General features: G+C 58.8%; 16 protein-coding genes. 11 read left to right on the top strand and 5 right to left on the bottom strand.

Going from position 1 to position 15,493, the window contains the following annotated elements; genetic code table 11:
- Positions 1 to 21 precede the first annotated feature (21 nt).
- The 4 genes from IEW18_RS21955 to rsmA all read right to left on the bottom strand — a co-directional run bounded on the left by IEW18_RS21955 (position 22) and on the right by rsmA (position 3,592).
- The gene (locus tag IEW18_RS21955) at positions 22 to 897 is read right to left on the bottom strand and encodes a nuclease A inhibitor family protein (RefSeq protein ID WP_188557564.1); all 876 of its coding nucleotides are present in this window, start codon (positions 895 to 897) and stop codon (positions 22 to 24) included.
- Positions 898 to 1,088: 191 nt separating this feature from the next.
- A complete protein-coding gene (gene greA / locus IEW18_RS09310; protein WP_188557563.1) occupies positions 1,089 to 1,562 on the bottom strand; it encodes a transcription elongation factor GreA in 474 nt (157 codons plus the stop codon).
- Between the two features lie 196 nt (positions 1,563 to 1,758).
- The gene (locus IEW18_RS09305) at positions 1,759 to 2,703 is read right to left on the bottom strand and encodes an NAD(P)-dependent oxidoreductase (protein ID WP_188557562.1); all 945 of its coding nucleotides are present in this window, start codon (positions 2,701 to 2,703) and stop codon (positions 1,759 to 1,761) included.
- 100 nt (positions 2,704 to 2,803) lie between these two features.
- Positions 2,804 to 3,592 carry a 16S rRNA (adenine(1518)-N(6)/adenine(1519)-N(6))-dimethyltransferase RsmA gene (gene rsmA, locus IEW18_RS09300; RefSeq protein ID WP_188557561.1) on the bottom strand — a complete coding sequence of 263 codons (789 nt, stop codon included), beginning with the start codon at positions 3,590 to 3,592 and terminating at the stop codon, positions 2,804 to 2,806.
- A gap of 217 nt (positions 3,593 to 3,809) precedes the next feature.
- Here rsmA and IEW18_RS09295 point away from each other — a divergent pair, with 217 nt between their 5' ends.
- The 11 genes from IEW18_RS09295 (at position 3,810) to IEW18_RS09245 (ending at position 14,799) form a co-directional block, all read left to right on the top strand.
- Positions 3,810 to 5,258 (top strand): leucyl aminopeptidase family protein, encoded by a 1,449-nt coding sequence (locus tag IEW18_RS09295; protein WP_188557560.1) that lies wholly within the window; start codon positions 3,810 to 3,812, stop codon positions 5,256 to 5,258.
- A gap of 181 nt (positions 5,259 to 5,439) precedes the next feature.
- Positions 5,440 to 6,492: a 4-hydroxythreonine-4-phosphate dehydrogenase PdxA gene (gene pdxA / locus IEW18_RS09290; RefSeq protein ID WP_188557559.1), complete on the top strand. Its 1,053-nt coding sequence runs from the start codon at positions 5,440 to 5,442 to the stop codon at positions 6,490 to 6,492.
- 337 nt (positions 6,493 to 6,829) lie between these two features.
- The gene (locus IEW18_RS09285; RefSeq protein WP_188557558.1) at positions 6,830 to 7,198 is read left to right on the top strand and encodes a helix-turn-helix domain-containing protein; all 369 of its coding nucleotides are present in this window, start codon (positions 6,830 to 6,832) and stop codon (positions 7,196 to 7,198) included.
- A 76-nt stretch (positions 7,199 to 7,274) separates the two neighbouring features.
- Positions 7,275 to 7,814, top strand: coding sequence for a YceD family protein (locus IEW18_RS09280; RefSeq protein ID WP_188557557.1), 540 nt, complete (start codon positions 7,275 to 7,277; stop codon positions 7,812 to 7,814).
- Positions 7,815 to 7,879: 65 nt separating this feature from the next.
- Positions 7,880 to 8,104 carry a 50S ribosomal protein L32 gene (gene rpmF / locus IEW18_RS09275; protein ID WP_188557556.1) on the top strand — a complete coding sequence of 75 codons (225 nt, stop codon included), beginning with the start codon at positions 7,880 to 7,882 and terminating at the stop codon, positions 8,102 to 8,104.
- Positions 8,105 to 8,241: 137 nt separating this feature from the next.
- Positions 8,242 to 9,183 (top strand): phosphate acyltransferase PlsX, encoded by a 942-nt coding sequence (plsX, locus tag IEW18_RS09270; RefSeq protein ID WP_188557555.1) that lies wholly within the window; start codon positions 8,242 to 8,244, stop codon positions 9,181 to 9,183.
- A 65-nt stretch (positions 9,184 to 9,248) separates the two neighbouring features.
- Positions 9,249 to 10,262 (top strand): beta-ketoacyl-ACP synthase III, encoded by a 1,014-nt coding sequence (locus tag IEW18_RS09265; RefSeq protein ID WP_188557554.1) that lies wholly within the window; start codon positions 9,249 to 9,251, stop codon positions 10,260 to 10,262.
- A gap of 190 nt (positions 10,263 to 10,452) precedes the next feature.
- Positions 10,453 to 11,016, top strand: a complete 564-nt coding sequence (gene efp, locus IEW18_RS09260; protein ID WP_188557553.1) for an elongation factor P — start codon at positions 10,453 to 10,455, stop codon at positions 11,014 to 11,016.
- 28 nt (positions 11,017 to 11,044) lie between these two features.
- Positions 11,045 to 11,536 (top strand): acetyl-CoA carboxylase biotin carboxyl carrier protein, encoded by a 492-nt coding sequence (accB, locus tag IEW18_RS09255; protein WP_188557552.1) that lies wholly within the window; start codon positions 11,045 to 11,047, stop codon positions 11,534 to 11,536.
- A gap of 111 nt (positions 11,537 to 11,647) precedes the next feature.
- Positions 11,648 to 12,994, top strand: coding sequence for an acetyl-CoA carboxylase biotin carboxylase subunit (accC, locus tag IEW18_RS09250; protein ID WP_188557714.1), 1,347 nt, complete (start codon positions 11,648 to 11,650; stop codon positions 12,992 to 12,994).
- A gap of 305 nt (positions 12,995 to 13,299) precedes the next feature.
- Entirely contained in the window at positions 13,300 to 14,799 is a 1,500-nt protein-coding gene (locus IEW18_RS09245; RefSeq protein WP_188557551.1) for an alpha-amylase, read from the top strand.
- Positions 14,800 to 14,898: 99 nt separating this feature from the next.
- On the opposite strand, the gene IEW18_RS09240 is transcribed toward IEW18_RS09245, so the two are convergent.
- Complete coding sequence (locus tag IEW18_RS09240) at positions 14,899 to 15,381, bottom strand: hypothetical protein (protein ID WP_188557550.1); 483 nt, start codon at positions 15,379 to 15,381, stop codon at positions 14,899 to 14,901.
- Positions 15,382 to 15,493 lie beyond the last annotated feature (112 nt).

Raw genomic sequence — 15,493 nt, 5'->3', positions numbered from 1 at the left:
GGGCCAGACACTTACATTTGTTTAGGTTTCCGTCAGCACGGTTTTGAAGCCAGCTAGCTTTCCACCTTCGGCCTCGCCCAGTACCAGCACCGGCACCTGCGGACCGCTCCCGAAACGATAGACTTGCACCTTGTTAAGCTCCTGCTTTAAGTACATCTGTAGCGCTTTGAAGCGGTTAGCCAGCTCCGGGTTGCCCAGCACACCATTGTCGGCGGTGTGGTTGCGCAGAAAGTAAGTTAGCTCCTGCTTTTCCACTGGCGTATCCGCGGGCACGCCGGCCAGCGTGGCCAGGGCCGCATCGGTAGCGGCGCCCGCCGGCGCGGGGTAGCTCACGGCCTTCAGCGGCGCATCCGATTCGCTCATGTACACGAGGCCTTGGGTTAGCTGCTGGAGCTGCTGCAGGGTAGCGTCGGAGGTAGCTGGGGCATCGTTGGCTTCGGTGGTTTCGCGGCTGGCTTTGCTGGTCAGGGCGGTAGCCGAAGCGGCGACACCTTCCGCGCCGCCCGGTACCTGGGCCGCAATGGCGGCGGCCAGCTCCTGCATGCGCGCATCGGCCACTTTTATCTTGGGGTTGGCAAAGTTCATGTCCGAAACCTGCTTCATCGGAATCAGGTGAATGTGCGCATGGGGCACTTCCAGCCCGATTACCGCTACCCCAATCCGCTTGCAGGCTACGGCCGCCTTCACGCCCTTGGCCACGCGCTGGGCAAACTGGTGCAGGGCGGCCAACTCAGCGGGCGGCAAATCGAAAATGTAGTCGACCTCCTTTTTGGGGATGACCAGCGTGTGGCCTTCCACCAGCGGGGTAATGTCCAGAAACGCCAGGTGCTGGTCGTCCTCGGCCACTTTGTAGGCGGGCAGCTCGCCCGATACGATACGAGAAAAGATAGAAGGCATACGGTGAAATGGTGAGGGGTGAAAGGGGAAGTGGCAGGGTAGCCGGCCCCGCCCGCAGGACGATAAGGCAGTTCAGGGCTTCAAAGTACGGGGCAAAACGCAAAAGGGCGAAGCCGGTTGGCCTCGCCCTTTCCCAGACGGAAACGATGCAGTACGTTAACGCACGCATGCATCAGCTTCCGGCGTCATTGCTAGCGGCTGATTTCCAGGATTTCAAACTGGAGCTTGCCGGCGGGCACCGTAATTTCAGCCGTGTCGCCGGCCGATTTGCCCAGCAACCCTTTCCCGATGGGCGACTTTACGGAGATTTTGCCGGCGGCCAGATTGGCTTCCTCCTCCGCTACCAGGGTATAGTCCAGAACCATGTTGTTTTTCAGGTTCTTCAGTTTCACTTTGCTCATAATGAGCACCTTGGAAGTATCCAGATTGGTTTCATCCAGCACGCGGGCGTTGCCGACGATTTCTTCCAGCTTGGAAATCTTGAGTTCGAGCAAGCCCTGGGCTTCCTTGGCTGCGTCGTACTCCGCGTTTTCGCTCAGGTCGCCTTTGTCACGGGCTTCGCGCAGGTCATCGGCGGCTTTGGCCCGACCGCGGATTTTGAGGTCCTGCAGCTCATCCTTCAGCTTCTGAAGACCTTCCGGAGTGTAATAGTTGATGGTAGCCATGGTGGGGTGATGTAAGCTCAAAAAACAAGGAGAACGGCCAGCGTGGCTGGCCGTTCTCCCCGAACAGGTTTAGGCAAATATACGAAACGTTAGGGAAAAATCGGCGAGCAGGTCCTGCGCAAGCGGTATTCCGTAACGGAGTAAACGGCCGCCGCCAGCTGCTGCACTGGCCCTTTCCTACCCTGTTACCCCTCGGTTACTTTCTGGCCAGAAAGTCGCGCAGCTTGCGGGCCAGCACCGTGTTGATGCGCTCGTAGCTCTGGAAGCTCCAGCCGCCCACGTGCGGGGAAAGCACCACGTTCGGGGCGGCCGCCAGGTATGCAAACCGGGCCCGCTGCTCGGGGCTGAGGGTAGCGAGCTTTTCGTTTTCCAGCACATCCAGGGCGGCGCCGCGCAGCTGCCCGGCTTGCAAGCCCCGCACCAGGGCCGCATGGTCGAGTACTTCGCCCCGGGCCGTGTTCAGCAGCCACAACGGCTGGCGGAAGCCGGCCAGAAACTCCTCGTTCACGAAATGGTGGTTGGCCGCCGAGTATGGGATGTGCACGCTCAGCACTTCGGCCCGGGCCTGTAGCTCCGCCCGGCTCACGAGGGTAGCGTGGTGGTTGGCTTCCACACCAGGGTCGTGGTCGTAGGCCAGCACGGTGCAGTCGAAGGCCTGCAGGCGGCGGGCAAAGGCCTTGCCCATGTGCCCGTAGCCGAGCAGCCCGATGGTTTTGCCCCCGATTTCCTCGCCCCGGTTGGCCTCGCGCCGCCACTGCCCGGCCCGCACTTCCCGGTCAGCCCGCACAATGTTCCGAAACAAAGCCAGCAGCAGCCCCACGGCGTATTCCCCCACCGCGTCGCGGTTGCCCTCCGGCGCGTTAAGCAGGGAGACACCGGCCGCGGCCAGGGCTTCCTCATCAATGTTGTCCACGCCGGCCCCAGCCCGGCACACGTAACGCAATGCGGGTCCCCGAGCTAGCAATTCGGCCGTCACGCGCACCTTGGAGCGCACGATCAGGCCGTCGTAGGGGTGCGCGGCCAGGGCGGCGGGTACTTCGGCGGCTTTCAGGTCGGGGCGGTAGTGCAGTTCAACCCCCAACGGCTGCAGCAAATCGGGCAGGTTGGGGTGCATTTCGTCGATGACGAGGCAGAGGGACATGTTTGAACTAGAAACTATACAATGGAGAATAAAGAAGGGGGGGTTTGGGGGTCAGGCTCGGTTCAAGGCCCACTCAATACCTCTGTTACTTCTTACTTTTTTACTTCTTCATTCTCAATTCAATATGCTGCGTCAGGCCCACAAAATCCGGCACGCTGAGCTGCTCGGCGCGCTTGTCGAAAATGGGGTCGGTGGTGGCTTCGGGGGGTAGGCCGAAGGGCTTGAGGGCGTTGCGCAGGGTTTTGCGGCGGGTCTGGAAGGCCTGCTTCACCACCTGGAAAAACAGCTTCTCGTCGCAGGCCAGCTTTTCCGTTTGGTTGCGGGTGAGGCGAATGACGGCCGACTGCACCTTGGGCGGGGGGCTGAACACGTGCGGGGGCACCGTGAACAGGTAGTCGATGTCGTAGAAGGCCTGCAGCAGCACACTCAGGATACCGTAGGTTTTGGTGCCCGGCCCCTCGGCGAGGCGGTCGGCCACTTCCTTCTGAATCATGCCCACGCACTCGCGCACCTGCTGGCGGTGGGCCAGCACCTGAAAGTAAATCTGGGAACTGATGTTGTAGGGAAAGTTGCCGATGATGCTCAGGGGCTGCCCCGCGTAGAGCTGGCCTAGGTCCATCTTCAGAAAATCCTGGGAGTAAATCCGCCCTTCCAGAGCCGGAAAGTGCTGCCCCAGGTAGGCCACCGACTCCCGGTCGATTTCCACTACCGAGGTGCGGTACTCCGGGTGTTGCAGCAGGGTTTGGGTAAGCACGCCCATGCCCGGACCAATTTCGAGCACCTCCCGCACCCCGTCGGGCAGGCGCAGGGCTTCCACAATATTGCGGGCAATGTTGGGGTCAGTAAGGAAGTGCTGGCCGAGGTGCTTTTTGGCTTTAACAGAATCCAAAGCAAATGAGGAATGAAGCGTGAGGAATGAGCAAGGCAGTCAGAATTTAGGGTAGGGCAGCTGAAATCAGGAATACCGGCGCGTTGCTCGCCGCTCATTCTTTACTCCTCATGAACAAATCGGCTACCTTCACGCCCAAAGATACGCCGGCGGCTGCCGTTTCTCCGCGCCCGGAGCCCGGAGCAGGGGTAGTAGCTGGCCTTACGGACTTCGTCTCATGCCCCTATCCCTCGCTTACGCCACCGATTTCCCTTCCTTCGCGGATACCGTATTTATCCTGCCCGCCGGCACCACCGAGCTACCCATCAGCGCCGCCGCCGACCTGCCCGAGGCGGCCCGCCAGTACGTGGCCGCGCAGCTGGCCGCCGGAGAAAAGCTATTTGGCATCAACCAGTACTCCCACCGGCATTATTACGTGGTGGCCGAGCCGAAGAAAACGGCCGACCTCTCGGCCGAAGCCCTGCGCAAAGCCGGCCACCAACTCCACGCCCGGCTGAAGTCTGACAAGGTACCCGAGCTGTTCGTTCACGACCTGACCGGCACCGGTGCCCTGCCCCTGGCCGAGGGCATCGCCCTGACAGCCTATCAGTTCGAAGGCTACAAAACCGACGAGAAGTCGAAAAAAGCGCCCGATCTGCAGCTACTCACTCTGGTCAGCGCCGAGCTGACCGCCGAGCAAGTGCAGGAGCTGGACAACGTGCTACACGGCGTGTACCTGGCCCGCGACTTGGTAAACATGCCCTACAGTCACCTGAACGCCACCCAGCTGGCCCAGCGTTTCGAGGAGGTAGGAGACGCGGCAGGTTTCCACGTAGAAGTGCTGGACTTGGTGCGCATTGAGGCCCTGCGCATGGGCGGTTTGCTGGCCGTCAACCAGGGCAGCCCCGAGCCGCCTACCTTCACCATCATGGAATACAAGCCGGAAGGCGCTACCAATGCCCGGCCGATTGTGCTGGTGGGCAAGGGGGTAGTGTTTGATACGGGCGGCCTTAGTCTTAAGCCTACGCCCAACAGCATGGATTTAATGAAGTGCGACATGGCTGGTTCGGCCGTAGTCGTGGGCGTGCTGTCGGCCCTGGCCAAAAACCGGGTGCCCCTGCACGTTATCGGGCTGGTACCGGCCACCGACAACCGCCCCGGCGGCCCGGCCCTGGCCCCTGGCGACGTAATTACCATGTACAGCGGCCTGACGGTGGAAGTGATGAACACCGATGCGGAGGGCCGCCTGATTCTGGCCGACGCCCTGGCTTTTGCCAAAAAGTACGACCCCGAGCTGGTACTGGACTACGCGACGCTGACCGGCTCGGCCGTGCGCGCCATTGGCGTAGAAGGCATTGTGTGCATGGGCACGGCCGAAGAAGAAACCCTCAGCGCCCTGAAGCGGGCCGGCCACGCTACCCATGAGCGGCTGGTGGAGTTTCCGCTCTGGGATGAGTACGCCGACCACATCAAGAGCGCCATTGCCGACATCAGCAACCTGGGCAAGGCCGAAGCAGGGGCCATTTCGGCGGGCAAATTTCTGGAGCGCTTCACCGAAGGCTACCCCTGGGTGCACTTTGATATTGCCGGCCCCGCCTTCCTGACCGCCCCTGATTCCTACCGCGGCAAGGGCGGTACCGGCGCTGCTGTGCGCCTCACCTACGAGTTTCTGAAAAACCGGGTCTAGAAAATTCGGTTGGCCTTTTTAGGCAGTCACCTTTCCACGCTGAGCGCCACCGGAGCCTATTCAAAGAAGTGGTTCTGGCTGCTCAGCTATATAGGCTTCGATGGGGCTTTCAACGCCCGTTCTCCGGGTAGCGCCCTGAGGGGCTGCCTCTTCCTTTCTTCCCTGTTAGCTTCCTACCTCCATGCTTCCACGCATTGGCATTTCCGTCGGCGACCTAGCCGGCATTGGACCGGAAATCATTTATAAAACCTTTCTCGATCAGCGCCTGCTCAAGTACTGTACTCCCGTGGTGTACGGCACGGCTACGGTGCTCTTCGACGACTTTCCCACCGACGCAGCCCACGAGCCGCTTACCTTCCGGCAGGTGCGGGAGGCCGCCGACATTGCCCCCGGCAAGCACAACGCCGTTACCTGCTGGGACGAGGACTTCACCCTCACCCCCGGCCAGCCGAGTACGGCCAGCGGCGCGGCCGCCCGGCAAAGCCTGCTCGCCGCCGCCCGCGACCTGAAAGCCGGCCTGCTCGATGCCCTCGTCACGGCCCCCATCAGCAAGGAGAACACCCAGTCGGACGACTTCCGCTACCCTGGCCACACGGAGTTCCTGACGTCCTTTTTCGGGGCCAAGGAAAGCCTGATGCTGCTGGCCAGCGAAGACTTGCGCGTGGCGACCCTCACGGGCCACATACCGCTCAAAGACGTACCGGGCCGCGTTACTCAGCCGCTGCTCACTACCAAGTTGCGCATTCTGCTGCAGTCGCTAAAGCAGGATTTCGGCATTGAAAAGCCGCGCGTAGCAGTGCTGGGCCTAAACCCGCACGCCGGAGAAAACGGATTATTAGGCTCCGAAGAAGCCGACGTCGTAACGCCCGTACTGCAGCAGTTTCAGCAGGAAGGCCACTTAGTGTATGGTCCCTTCCCTGCTGATGGCTATTTCGGAACGGCGCAATTTCGGCAGTTCGATGCTACCCTGTCCTTGTACCACGACCAGGGCCTGATTCCGTTCAAAACCATAGCCTTTGAGCGGGGCGTCAACTTCACGGCTGGGCTGCCTGTCATCCGCACCTCCCCCGACCACGGCACAGCTTACGGGCTGGCCGGCCAGTACAAAGCCGACGAAACCTCCTTCCGCGAGGCCCTGTACATGGCCTGCGACTTGGTACGGCAGCGCAAAGCCCTGGCCGACATTGTACCGCTTGTGCCGGGTCCCGCCCCGCGCGGCGGCCGCCACGAGTAGTTTTTGACTTTGTAATGAGAGCGGCCATCGTTTCTTCTGGGAAGCGGTGGCCGCTTCTTGTTGATGCCTAGTAACGCGTACAAGGATGCTAATCTGCTCTGTTGAGGCAGTTGTTCTGTCTTGCAACTGACGGATGCGAATAAATGCCTAAAAATAACTCACATATTCTTGATTATCAGCTATATAATAGCCTATTCATATAGACCGGATTAAAGCACCAATCTGAAAACATTCTTTTCAAAAACGAAATTTACTTTGCCTTTTTAAAATAACACCGTAAGTTTGCAACCGTACTCAACGGAGCCACTTCGGTTCCGTTCTGCTTTTACCCCGTTTCATGACGCTGCACACTCCCTCCGACTACCGTACCGCCCTGCGCCGTCTCGACGCATTGGTGGCGGCTGGGGTGGAGGGAAATGCCACGTTGGAAGCAGAATTCCGGGAGTTAATTGCGGCCCTGGATACGTACGAAAGCAAGCTTGGTCTGCTTCCAATTCCCAATCTGCCTACCTCGCTGGCTGAGATGATAGAGTTGAAACGGCAGCAGATGCGGCTCAAGCAAAAAGAGCTGGCGCAATTGCTAGAAGTACCGGCCGGCCGCCTTTCGCAGATTCTCAACGGCAAGCGCCGCGTGACGCTCGACTTAGCGAAACGCTTGTATGAGCGGCTGGATATTCCACCGGATTTTATTCTCAAAAACGCCTAGCCCGCCGCCCTACCCCGCAACTGCTTTTACAAAACGGGGAAAACTTTCTACTTTTGCCCTCTGCTACAAATTAGCCGTGAAAAAGGACGCCCAATACGACATCAATATTGCCAAGCTGGCCGATAAAACGCATCACTTTGCGTTTGAGCTGGACAAGGCTTTTTTTGAGCAGTTCGAGCAGCAACTCATCCCCGAAGGGCAGGTACACGCCGATGTGACCCTGACCAAAACGGAGCGGCTTATCACCGTAGATTTTGACTTGCACGGCACCGTGCGCCAGATATGCGACCGTAGTTTGGATGAGTACGACCAAGTAGTGGAAGCACATGAGCAACTGTTGGTTCGCTTCGGCGACCAGAACCAGGAGCTTGACGACAACGTGCTGCAAATCACGCCTGATACGCAGACCCTACCCCTGGCCCAGCACCTATTCGACTACATTGGCCTGGCCCTGCCCATGAAGAAGCTGCACCCGCGCTTTCAGAATGAGCCCGATGAAAACCCCGACGCCGACGCCAAACTCATCTTCACTACCCGCCCCGAAGGCGACAGTACTGAAGGTGGCGACAACGACGACATCGACCCGCGCTGGAATGCGCTGCGCAACCTTAACTAAGGCCGGCGCATCCCCGCTGACTTCCGTTTGTATTTTTTCTTTGCTTTTAATTACCCTTTTCAACCATGGCACATCCTAAGCGCCGGACCTCCTCCGCTACCCGCGACAAGCGTCGTAGCCACTACAAACTGACTCCCAAAGCCGTTTCGGTTTGCTCCACTACCGGCGAGCTGCACCTGCGTCACAAGGCCTACGTGGTAGACGGTGACCTGTACCTGAACGGCAAAGTAGCCATCAAAGACTACGCTCCCGTAGCGGCTGCAGCCCCAACTGACAACGACGAAGAATAGTCGAGCGTTAGCTGCTTACCCGCCTTGCGGTGGGGCCTTGTGTATAGTCCCCGACCTTTGGCTTTCCCTGGAAGGCCAGGGTCGGGGATTCGGCCCGCCCCGAGGATTCTCTCCCGGACCTCTTTGATTTCCCGTTCATGAAGATAGCCCTGGACGCAATGGGGGGCGATTTTGCTCCTCAGGCCGCCGTCGATGGGGCCGTACTGGCCGCCAAACAGCTGGCGGGCAAGGCCCAGATAGTGCTCATTGGCCAGGAAGATGCCGTGCGCCCCTTGCTGGCGCAGCACGGCCCCGATGCTGCCGATTTATTGGTAGTGCAGGCTTCCCAAATCATTGAGATGGGCGAGCACCCGGCCAAAGCCTACCAGCAGAAGCAAGACTCCAGCATTGCCGTGGGGTACCGCTTGCTGGCTACCGGTGAGGTCGAGGCTTTCTGCTCAGCGGGTAACACGGGCGCCATGCTCGTAGGCGCTATGTTCAGCGTGAAAGCCGTACCCGGCGTATTGCGTCCCGCCATTGCCAACTTCGTTCCGAAGCTAAGCGGTGGCATGGGCATCATGCTGGACGTGGGGGCCAACGCCGAATGCAAACCCGAAATGCTGGAGCAGTTCGGGGAGCTTGGCTCGCTTTACGCGCAGTACGTGCTGGGCATCAACCAGCCCAAAGTGGGGCTGATGAACTTAGGGGAAGAGGAAGGCAAAGGCACTGCCATCACCCAGGCGGCCCACCAGCTGCTGAAAGTAAACCCCCATATTCATTTCGTGGGCAACATTGAAGGGCGCGACCTGTTCAATGAGAAAGCCGATGTAATTGTCTGCGACGGCTTTACGGGGAACGTGGTGCTGAAGATGGCCGAATCGGTGTATGACATCATTGCCGAGAAAAACATCCATGACCCTTTCCTCGACCATTTTAATTACGAAGCGGTAGGGGGCTCCCCTATTCTGGGCATCAACGACAACGCCATTATTGGGCACGGGGTAAGCACGCCCCTGGCTATTTGCAACATGCTGCTGCAAGGCTACCAAATGGCTAGCTCTGGCATTGCTGACCAGATAAAAAACACCTTCAAGTCTTAAAAGCGACTGTAAGTCCGGCTGCCGAGCCGGACTTTTCCTTTGCCGCGTTTTCCGTTTTCTCTCTAATGAAGATTACCGCTGCCATTACCGGAGTCGGTTCCTACGTGCCCGACTACGTGCTTACAAACCAAGAGCTCGAAACCATGGTCGACACGACCGACGAGTGGATTATGAGCCGAACCGGGATAAAGGAGCGACATATTCTGAAGGGGGAAGACCAGGGCACGTCCGTTATGGGCGTAAAAGCCGTGCAGCAATTGCTGGCCAAGACAGGCAACAAAGCCGAGGACATCGACCTGATTATCTGCGCTACCACTACCCCGGACCTGGTGTTTCCGGCTACGGCCAATATTATTTCGGCGGCCGTAGGCGCTACCAAGGCCTTTAGCTTCGATATGCAGGCGGCTTGCTCAGGCTTCATGTACGCCTTGGCAACGGGCTCGCAGTTTATTGCTACCGGCACCTATAAGAAAGTAATTGTGGTGGGCGCCGATAAAATGTCGAGCATCATCGACTACACGGACCGCGCTACCTGCATCATCTTCGGGGACGGGGCCGGGGCCGTGCTGCTGGAGCCTAACACCGAAGGCCTGGGTTTGCTGGACCAGGAGTTGCACTCCGATGGCAGCGGCGAGCAGTACCTGCACCAGAAAGCCGGTGGCTCGCGCCGGCCGCCTTCCGCCGAAACGGTTGCCAACCGGGAGCATTTTGTGCACCAGGAAGGCGCGGCGGTATTTAAGTTTGCCGTGAAAAACATGGCCGATGTGGCTGCTCAGGTAGCCGACCGCAACGGCTTAAACCCCGACACCATCGACTGGTTGGTACCGCACCAGGCCAACAAGCGCATTATTGACGCTACGGCCAACCGCGTAGGTATTGGCCCCGAGAAGGTCATGCTCAACATTCACCGCTACGGCAACACCACCAACGGAACCATTCCCCTGTGCCTGGCCGACTATGAGTCGCAGTTGCGCAAGGGCGACAACCTGATTATTGCCGCGTTTGGCGGGGGCTTTACCTGGGGTTCCCTGTACCTGAAATGGGCCTACGACCCCAAACCCGACCCTACGGCAGCCTAAAGTGGCGGCCCGCAAGCGGAAAAACTTCTATACTTGCACTCCCGACGTGCCGCCCCGCCATCTCTCCGGGGCGGCACGTTGCGTTTCCACCCGAGTAACTCACTTTCTGACAGTTGAAGATTCGGGCCGGAACCGGCCGTTTCCGGCCGCTCTTCACCTTATTTTCCTTTTCTAATTCTTTTCTCCCACCATGGCCACGACCGCAGACTTTCGCAACGGGCTCGTTCTGAACTACAACGGCGAGTTGCACGTCATCACCGAATTCCAGCACGTAAAACCTGGCAAAGGCCCGGCTTTTGTGCGTACCAAGCTCCGTAACATCAAAACCGGCCGCGTAATCGATAACACCTTCAACGCCGGGGTGAAAGTGGAAACTGCCCGCGTGGAGCAGCGTCCCCACCAGTTCCTGTACAAGGATGATTACGGCTACACCTTCATGGATAACGAGTCGTTTGAGCAGGTAGTGCTGCCCGAGGCCATGGTGCCCTTCGCCGACCTCATGAAGGAAGGCCAGGTGGCTACCATCCTCTTCCACGCCGAAACCGAGCAGCCGCTTACGGCCGAACTGCCGACGACGGTAGAGCTGGTAGTAACCTACACCGAGCCCGGCCTCAAGGGCGACACGGCCACCAACACCCTCAAGCCCGCCATCGTGGAGACGGGGGCCCGGATTCAGGTGCCGCTTTTCATTGATACCGACACTAAAATTCGCATCAAGACCAGCGACTACTCCTATGTCGAAAGAGTCAAGTAAGCAGCCCAACAAGCCCTCTCCCGCCCCCATGAAAGCCAAAGAACTACAGGAACTCATCGACTTCATCGCCAAGTCGGGTCTGAACAAAGTCAACATCGAAACCGAGGAGTTTAAAATCTCGGTGCAGCGCGAGCCCAGCACGAAAGTGGTTAGCGGGAGCGTAGCCGCCGCCCCGGCCCCCGCTCCCGTAGCCGCGCCAGTTGCGGCCGCCGCTCCGGCGGCCACGGCTCCAGCAGCCGCGCCTACCCCGGCCGCCCCCGCAGAACCCGCCGGTGGCAACTACACGCCGCTGAAGTCGCCGATGATTGGCACGTTCTACCGCAGCAGCAGCCCCGACACTCCCGCTTTCGTGCAGGTAGGCGACCTGGTAGAGAAAGGCCAGGTGATCTGCATCATCGAAGCCATGAAGCTCTTCAACGAAATCGAGGCCGAGCAGTCGGGCCGCGTGGTGAAGGCATTGGTGGAAAACGCCTCGCCCGTGGAGTATGACCAGCCTTTGTTCCTGATTGAGCCAATGTAAGTCAATTAAAAATTGAGAATTAAAAATTAAAAATGGACTGCTGCTTGGCCTTGTGCTGGGCCTGTCGCCAATTTTTAATTCTTCATTTTTAATTTTTAATTGAAGAAACCTGTGTTCAAGAAAATACTAATTGCCAACCGGGGCGAAATTGCGCTACGCGTGATTCGGACCTGTAAGGAAATGGGCATCAAGACGGTAGCCGTGTACTCGACTGCCGATAAGGAAAGCCTGCACGTGCGCTTCGCCGACGAGGCCGTGTGCATCGGTCCCCCGAGCTCCGCGCAGAGCTACCTGAGCATTCCTACCCTGATTGCCGCCGCCGAAATTACCAACGCCGACGCCATTCACCCCGGCTACGGCTTCCTGTCGGAAAACGCGGAATTCTCGCGCGTGTGCCAGGAAAACGGCATCAAGTTCATCGGGGCCTCGCCCGAGATGATCAACCAGATGGGCGACAAGGCCTCGGCCAAAGCAACCATGATTGCCGCCGGCGTACCCTGCATTCCGGGCTCCGTGGGCCTGCTCGACTCGGTGGAGCAGGGCAAGAAGGTAGCCGCCAAAATCAAGTATCCGGTTATTCTGAAGGCTACGGCCGGCGGGGGTGGCCGCGGCATGCGCATCATCAACTCCGAGGAAGAGTTCGAGAAAGCCTGGAACGATGCCCGCACCGAAGCCAAAGCCGCTTTCGGCAACGACGGTGTGTACCTGGAGAAGTTTGTGGAGGAGCCCCGCCACATTGAAATTCAGGTGTGCGGCGACCAGTTCGGCCACGTCTGCCACCTTTCCGAGCGGGACTGCTCCATTCAGCGCCGCCACCAGAAGCTGGTAGAAGAGGCGCCCTCCCCTTTCATGACTGATGATCTGCGGGAGCGAATGGGCGCGGCCGCCATTGCCGGCGCTTCGGCCATTGGCTACGAGGGCGTGGGCACGATTGAGTTCCTGGTGGATAAAAACCGGGACTTCTACTTCATGGAGATGAACACCCGCATTCAGGTGGAGCACCCCGTGACGGAGGAAGTTATCAACTACGACCTGATCAAAGAGCAGATCAAGGTGGCAGCCGGTATCCCGATTACGGGCAACAACTACGGCCCCAAGATGCACGCCATGGAGTGCCGCATCAACGCCGAGGACCCCGCCAACGGCTTCCGGCCCTCGCCCGGCAAAATCACGGTGCTGCACATTCCCGGCGGCCACGGGGTGCGCGTGGATACCCACGTGTACGCGGGCTACCAGATTCCGCCCAACTATGATTCCATGATTGCCAAGCTCATTACCGTGGCCCAAACCCGGGAAGAGTGCATTGTGAAGATGAAGCGGGCGCTGTCGGAATTTGTAGTGGAGGGCGTGAAGACCACGATTCCCTTCCACCTGCGCCTGATGGACAATGCGCAGTTTAAGGCCGGTGACTTCACGACGAAATTTCTGGAAACCTCCTTCGATTTTTCGGAGCTGTAGACACGCCTAGCCTCTGGGCTATAGAAAGGGCCGCTCAAGTATGAGCGGCCCTTTTTGTTTTCTTTCCGCACGCATGAGTCAACAAAGCACCGGTTTGTGTAAATAGAACATTATCCATAAGAAGCATTTCTGAAATTGCACTAAACTGATCAATTAAGCATCAGAAAACCCGATTCAAACAGTCAAGAAGCGGTTAGTAACCACTTACTATTTATTTATCAACAGCCGAAATAGTATTGCATAATTCCGGCAGGCAGCTTCTATACTTGCCCTGTTCTTATCCCACAACCAAAACCCACCATCGTATGAACAAGTATTCAGCGGCGGCCCTGCTTGGGCTGCTGACTGCCGGACCACTCGTGTCGTCCTGCAACAAAGAAGCGGTTACGCCCGGAGTTCCCGGCCCCGCGGCAACCTCTACGCCCCAAAACGCCGTAGCCGTAAACGGGGTGATGCTGCAGGGCTTTTACTGGGATACGCCCATTAGTAATACGCAGGGCACGTGGTGGCAGGTGCTGGGCTCCCGGGCCGCCGAGTTTAAATCGGCCGGATTTACGGCCGTGTGGCTACCGCCAGCCTACAAGGGTGGCAGCATCAATGACGTAGGCTACGGCGTGTATGACCGCTACGACCTGGGCGAATTCAACCAGAAAGGCACCGTGGCGACCCGCTACGGCACGCTGGCGCAGCTGCAGTCGGCCATCACGGCTTTGCACGGCCAGGGCGTGCAAGTGTACGAGGACATGGTGATGAACCACCTGACCTCGGCCGATGCCCAGGAAACTTTTAACGTGGGCGGTACCAACTACACCGTCTGGACCAGCTTTACCTACCCGGGCCGGGGCAACACGTACAGCGCCTACAAGTGGCACTATTACAACTTCAACGGCACCCAGCAGGCGCCCAACAACGGCTGGTACCAGTGGAACGCGTGGGACTTTAACGCTTATGCCAACGGCGACGCGTACGACAACCTGCTCGGCTCCGAAATTCGCTACGCCGACGTTAACCAGCGCACGGAAACCAAGAACTGGGGCAACTGGATTACCACCAAGCTCGGCCTCGACGGCTACCGTCTCGACGCGACCAAGCACATCCAGACCGGCTTCGTGAATGAGTGGCTGGACGCGGTGAAAGGCACCAGTGGCCGCTTTGCCGTGAGCGAGGCCTGGTTCCGCAACCTGACCGATATGAACAACTACGCCGCCGCCACCGGGGGCCGCACCAGCCTCTTCGACGTGCCCTTGCACTACACCTTCCAGAGCATGAGCAGTGGCAACGGGGCCTGGGATATGCGCGGGCTGCAGTTTGCGGGCTTTACCGAAGCCAATGGGCCGCTGTCGGTTTCCTTTGTGGATAACCACGACACGGACCACTCAACCGGGGGGCTCTACTCGCCGGTAGTAAACCTGAAGATGCTGGCCTACGCCTACATTCTGACCCGGGCCAAAGGCTACCCCTGCGTGTACTACAAGGACTACTACAACTACGGCCTGGGCAACCAAATCAAAACCCTGATGGCCATCCGCAAGGCCAACGCCTACGGGGCGGCCTACGAGTACACGGGGGTAAATGATGCCGACTACTACGCCTACTCCCGCGCCGGCGACGCTACCCACAAGGGTCTGATGATGATTCTCAACGACGGCAGCGCCGCCCGCACCAAGGGCATCACCTCCCCGTTTAAAAACGCGACCCTCACCGACAAAACCGGCAACCGCACCGGCACCGTTACCACCGATGCCAACGGCTTCGGCAACTTCCCGGTGCAGGCCCGCAGCTACTCCGTGTGGGTACCGAACTAAGCGCAGCCCCCCTTACCGCTCCTACCTAACTGACGCAGTAGCCTGAGCTAAGGGGCGTATCACCAGGCCAACTTCACCGTCGGCCTGGTGATACGCCCCTTAGTCGATGATTAACCTACCAAACAAATCAAAATCAACCCTGGGCAATGCGTGGGGGCCAAGCAGGCGAACGGGCTTGGCGTCTGGTTCACCAAAAGCCGTTTCCCTGTCATCCGCCAGGTAGCTTACGCCCTGCCGAAATACGATGTCGTAAAACGGATCCTGGGGTTTTTCCGGATGGGTAAAGGGCACCAACACGTTGAGGCAATGCTGCCGGGAGAGTGCTTGCGCCAACCACAACGCCCGGGCCTCCTCGTCTGTGGAGGGAGTGCGGTAAATGGCTAGGTGGTGCGGAAACTGCGGAACCTCCGACGCAGTAACTTCAAAGAAGATGTGAGCCGGATTGGCCGAGTCAAACTCCATGGGCTGTTCTGCGCCCAGCAGCGCTGACCACGGAAATACGGTCAGCCCCGGCAGGGCCGCTTGCAGAAACTGTTGTATCTGGGCGGCACTGAGACTTTCACTGAGGTACATTTCTTCCACGTTGAAGAGCAGCTGAGTAAATGTTCGACCTACCAAAAAGGCCAACTGTAGAGTTGGCCTTTTTTACGTGCGCGGCACCGGGGTACGGGCGGGTTACTTGCGGTGGCGGGGC

The sequence above is a fragment of the Hymenobacter glacieicola genome (assembly GCF_014640315.1).
Taxonomy (GTDB): domain Bacteria; phylum Bacteroidota; class Bacteroidia; order Cytophagales; family Hymenobacteraceae; genus Hymenobacter; species Hymenobacter glacieicola.
This window is presented reverse-complemented; position numbering and strand designations above follow the sequence as displayed.

What these genes read in the sequence shown, in the direction of transcription:
- IEW18_RS21955 (WP_188557564.1), bottom strand. Translation starts at nt 897, where the DNA reads ATGCCTTCTATCTTTTCTCGTATCGTATCGGGCGAGCTGCCCGCCTAC.
- greA (WP_188557563.1), bottom strand. Translation starts at nt 1,562, where the DNA reads ATGGCTACCATCAACTATTACACTCCGGAAGGTCTTCAGAAGCTGAAG.
- IEW18_RS09305 (WP_188557562.1), bottom strand. Translation starts at nt 2,703, where the DNA reads ATGTCCCTCTGCCTCGTCATCGACGAAATGCACCCCAACCTGCCCGAT.
- IEW18_RS09295 (WP_188557560.1), top strand. Translation starts at nt 3,810, where the DNA reads ATGCCCCTATCCCTCGCTTACGCCACCGATTTCCCTTCCTTCGCGGAT.
- pdxA (WP_188557559.1), top strand. Translation starts at nt 5,440, where the DNA reads ATGCTTCCACGCATTGGCATTTCCGTCGGCGACCTAGCCGGCATTGGA.
- IEW18_RS09285 (WP_188557558.1), top strand. Translation starts at nt 6,830, where the DNA reads ATGACGCTGCACACTCCCTCCGACTACCGTACCGCCCTGCGCCGTCTC.
- rpmF (WP_188557556.1), top strand. Translation starts at nt 7,880, where the DNA reads ATGGCACATCCTAAGCGCCGGACCTCCTCCGCTACCCGCGACAAGCGT.
- plsX (WP_188557555.1), top strand. Translation starts at nt 8,242, where the DNA reads ATGAAGATAGCCCTGGACGCAATGGGGGGCGATTTTGCTCCTCAGGCC.
- IEW18_RS09265 (WP_188557554.1), top strand. Translation starts at nt 9,249, where the DNA reads ATGAAGATTACCGCTGCCATTACCGGAGTCGGTTCCTACGTGCCCGAC.
- efp (WP_188557553.1), top strand. Translation starts at nt 10,453, where the DNA reads ATGGCCACGACCGCAGACTTTCGCAACGGGCTCGTTCTGAACTACAAC.
- accB (WP_188557552.1), top strand. Translation starts at nt 11,045, where the DNA reads ATGAAAGCCAAAGAACTACAGGAACTCATCGACTTCATCGCCAAGTCG.
- IEW18_RS09245 (WP_188557551.1), top strand. Translation starts at nt 13,300, where the DNA reads ATGAACAAGTATTCAGCGGCGGCCCTGCTTGGGCTGCTGACTGCCGGA.